The sequence below is a fragment of the Teichococcus vastitatis genome (genome assembly GCF_003604215.1).
Classification (GTDB): domain Bacteria; phylum Pseudomonadota; class Alphaproteobacteria; order Acetobacterales; family Acetobacteraceae; genus Pseudoroseomonas; species Pseudoroseomonas vastitatis.
This window is the reverse complement of the sequence record NZ_QXGS01000107.1, coordinates 1-2,984: the sequence shown is the minus strand read 5'-3', so window position 1 is coordinate 2,984 and position 2,984 is coordinate 1. Positions and strand designations below refer to the sequence as shown.

Here is a 2,984-nt window from a genome sequence, read left to right as displayed (position 1 = left end):
GCCGGTCCGCCGAACTCTACGGACACCTCGCCGGCGGCGAGGCCGAGCACCTCGTGGGCGATGCTGTGGAAGTGGTGATAGCCGAAGATCCCGTCGCGCCAGGCATGGCTCCAGCCGTACCGGGCGAAGGCCGCCTCCTGGGCAACGGCGTCGGCCGGCAGGACGTCTCGGTAGACCAGCAGCGGGAGCGGCGAGTTCGGGAACCCGGCGCCGTTATCGGCCAGTGGCAGGGCTTCGGGGTGCGTCATGGAGGAGGCAACGCCCGCGGGACGGCCCGGATGCGCTAAGCCGGACGGCACCTGCGGCGCCTCTCTCATGGCGATTGAGGGCGCAGGTTCAGCGCGGCCCTGGCACCGCATCGGGATCCGTATCCGGCAGGTGCTCCGGCGGCGCCTGCCATGCGGTGATCGTGCGCACGAAGCGCCGCGCGTCGGCGTTGCTGGTGAGGCCCACGAAGCGCCGGCGCAGCTCGAGCGCGGCCGCCAACTCGCCGCCTTCCAGGAAGGCGGTGCGGATCGCGGCGGCATCGCTCTCGGAGACGCAGAACATCCCGCGCAGCATGCCAATCCGGCGCAACCGCCGGCAAGCAACGTGTCCGCGAGAGAAGGCCTGAACCTGTGGGCCAACATGGGCCAGATGCCGGATGACCTGCGGGCAAAGGGTCGCACCGAGAAGCTTGGCTTCAGCTGGAGCGAAGACCCTGTCGGTGAACCGCCGTCGGCTCCGAGGCGGACCCTCTCTACCAATAGACCTTGCCCCTATGATCGGGCGCTGTCGGCTCCGGAATGCCGATCAATAGAGCCCTTTCTGAGTTTTTGATCGTGGCATATCATAGATCCTAAGGCTCTAATGATAGGATCCTCCCCATGCTGGTGGGCTACGCGCGCACGTCTACCGTCGATCAGGAGGCCGGGCTGGAAGCGCAGCTGCGAACCCTGCAAGCCGCCGGCTGCGAGCGCATCTTCAGCGAGCGGGTGTCCTCCGTGGCGCAGCGGCCGCAGCTGGAGCATGCGCTGCGCTTCCTCCGCGACGGCGACGTTTTGGTGGTGGCCAAGCCGGATCGCCTGGCCCGCGGCACGGGCGACCTGCTGCGCATCGTGGAGGATCTGGAGCGCCGCGGGGTGGCGCTGCGGGTGCTGTCCATGAGCGGACAAGAGATCGACACGCGCAGCCCGACCGGGCGCCTGATGCTGACCATGCTGGGCGCCGTGGCCGAGTTCGAGCGCGCGCTGATGCTGGAGCGCCAGCGCGAGGGTATCGCCGCCGCGAAGGCCGAGGGAAAGTACAAGGGCCGCACGCCGACCGCGCGGGCGAAGTCGGCCGAGGTGTTGCGGCTGAAGGCCGAAGGCGTGCCAGTGGTGAAGATCGCGCGCCGGCTGGAGATCGGCGTGGCGTCCGCGCACCGCATCCTGCGTGCTGAGCCGGGAGCGATCGCGGTGACAACACCATCCTGATGCGCGGCGCCTGACCAGGGCGAGAACATCAGCGACATGGATGCGGTTCGCCGGTCGGCAGTCTCCTGGCCTGGCGCCGGTCCTGGTTCCTGGGGCTGTCATACTCTTCCCGCTGCGCTACAGAGCGCCTCCTGATCGGATCTGGAGATCTCACGGTGGCTGTGGAGATCGAGCGGAAGTTTCTGCTCGTGAGCGATGACTGGAAGGCGGGGGTCGTGCAGACCCACGTCCTGAAAGATGGCCTTCTGGCCAGGTTCGGCGAAGGCAAGGTCCGGATCCGGCAAACCAGGGATCGGGCCTGGATCACGGTCAAGGGACCCCGCACCGGCATCAGCCGCGCCGAATTCGAGTATGAGATCCCGCTCCAGGAGGCCGAGGAGATCCTTTCGCTCTGCGAGTTGCCGCACATCGAGAAGGTGCGCCACATGGTACCCTATGGTGGGCTGATCTGGGCCGTTGACATCCACCAGGGACCTCTGGCCGGGATCGAGTTCGCTGAGGTGGAGCTTGAGGATCCTGAACAGCCGGTTCCTCTGCCGCCCTGGGCCGGTGACGAGGTGACGCATGATCCGCGCTACCGCAAGGCGACCCTGCTGGAGCGCGCCGCAGCCCTCACGCAACCGGCCTCCCCCGAACCTTTCTGACGCGGCGCAACTCCGTCCTGGCGGACGGCTTCCAGGCCGCAACGCGCATGTTGTGCCGTGACAATTCCGGAACAGGTCGAGCACTTCGGTGGACCCGAAAAGCGCGGCGGTTCATGCTTCACAATGGAAGACCCTTTTGGACGGGCAGCATAGGTTTTGGCAAAGAAGCAAATGCCGTCGATCTGGCGGGGACAGCAATACGCCGCGCTGCCAGTGGCGGAGGTCGACGGCGAGCTCAGGGTGCTGCTGGTCACCAGCCGGGAGACCCATCGCTGGGTGATCCCGAAGGGCTGGGCCGAGGAGGACCTCACACCGTCCGGGCTGGCCGCGAAGGAGGCCTTCGAGGAGGCCGGTGCGATCGGCGAGATCACGGCCGAGCCGGTCGGATGCTACAGCTACAGCAAACGCCTCAAGGACGGGAGCCATGTGACATGCGACGTCGAGGTCTTCCGGATGACAGTTGAGCGCTTGCTCCCGGAATGGCCGGAACGTGGCCAGCGGGAGCGGCAATGGTTCACGCCAGAGCGCGCCGCCGAGCAGGTGGCCGAGGCGGAGCTGATCGATTTACTGCGATCCCTTGCGGCGTCGGCTCCCGATCGCTGAACATTCAGGCGCGGCGGTGAGCCTATTGCGGCGGTGAGCCTATTAGCGTGAGCTTGTGCTGAGCCGGCTGTTTTGATCTGCAGGGTCCGCACTTGGCTGGTGACCTTCGATCGGCAAGTGATTGCCAGTACCAGTGCTGTTAGCCCGACACCGGTGGCAAGATCGGGTCGATAGATGCCTGTAACATGGGTACTCGCGAGATGCAGTGAGGTGGCCCCCATCTGCCGGACAGTTTGGCGGCCCGGATAAGCTCGGTCCTGGTTGATCTCAGGCCGCCAGTCTT

Annotated in this window: 4 protein-coding genes and 1 pseudogene; 3 read left to right on the top strand and 2 right to left on the bottom strand. The window is 66.5% G+C overall.

Going from position 1 to position 2,984, the window contains the following annotated elements; translation table 11 throughout:
• Together D2K64_RS23175 and D2K64_RS23170 are read right to left on the bottom strand one after the other, a co-directional pair.
• Positions 1-248 (bottom strand): annotated as a pseudogene (locus D2K64_RS23175) (cupin); the annotation flags it as partial.
• Between the two features lie 88 nt (positions 249-336).
• Positions 337-561 carry a hypothetical protein gene (locus D2K64_RS23170; protein WP_120010756.1) on the bottom strand — a complete coding sequence of 75 codons (225 nt, stop codon included), beginning with the start codon at positions 559-561 and terminating at the stop codon, positions 337-339.
• Positions 562-866: 305 nt separating this feature from the next.
• Here D2K64_RS23170 and D2K64_RS23165 point away from each other — a divergent pair, with 305 nt between their 5' ends.
• The 3 genes from D2K64_RS23165 to D2K64_RS23155 all read left to right on the top strand — a co-directional run bounded on the left by D2K64_RS23165 (position 867) and on the right by D2K64_RS23155 (position 2,701).
• A complete protein-coding gene (locus tag D2K64_RS23165; RefSeq protein ID WP_120010753.1) occupies positions 867-1,454 on the top strand; it encodes a recombinase family protein in 588 nt (195 codons plus the stop codon).
• Between the two features lie 155 nt (positions 1,455-1,609).
• Complete coding sequence (locus tag D2K64_RS23160; protein WP_120010751.1) at positions 1,610-2,098, top strand: CYTH domain-containing protein; 489 nt, start codon at positions 1,610-1,612, stop codon at positions 2,096-2,098.
• Positions 2,099-2,269: 171 nt separating this feature from the next.
• A complete protein-coding gene (locus tag D2K64_RS23155; RefSeq protein WP_120010750.1) occupies positions 2,270-2,701 on the top strand; it encodes an NUDIX hydrolase in 432 nt (143 codons plus the stop codon).
• Positions 2,702-2,984: the final 283 nt, after the last annotated feature.

What these genes read in the sequence shown, in the direction of transcription:
- D2K64_RS23170 (WP_120010756.1), bottom strand. Translation starts at nt 561, where the DNA reads ATGCTGCGCGGGATGTTCTGCGTCTCCGAGAGCGATGCCGCCGCGATC.
- D2K64_RS23165 (WP_120010753.1), top strand. Translation starts at nt 867, where the DNA reads ATGCTGGTGGGCTACGCGCGCACGTCTACCGTCGATCAGGAGGCCGGG.
- D2K64_RS23155 (WP_120010750.1), top strand. Translation starts at nt 2,270, where the DNA reads ATGCCGTCGATCTGGCGGGGACAGCAATACGCCGCGCTGCCAGTGGCG.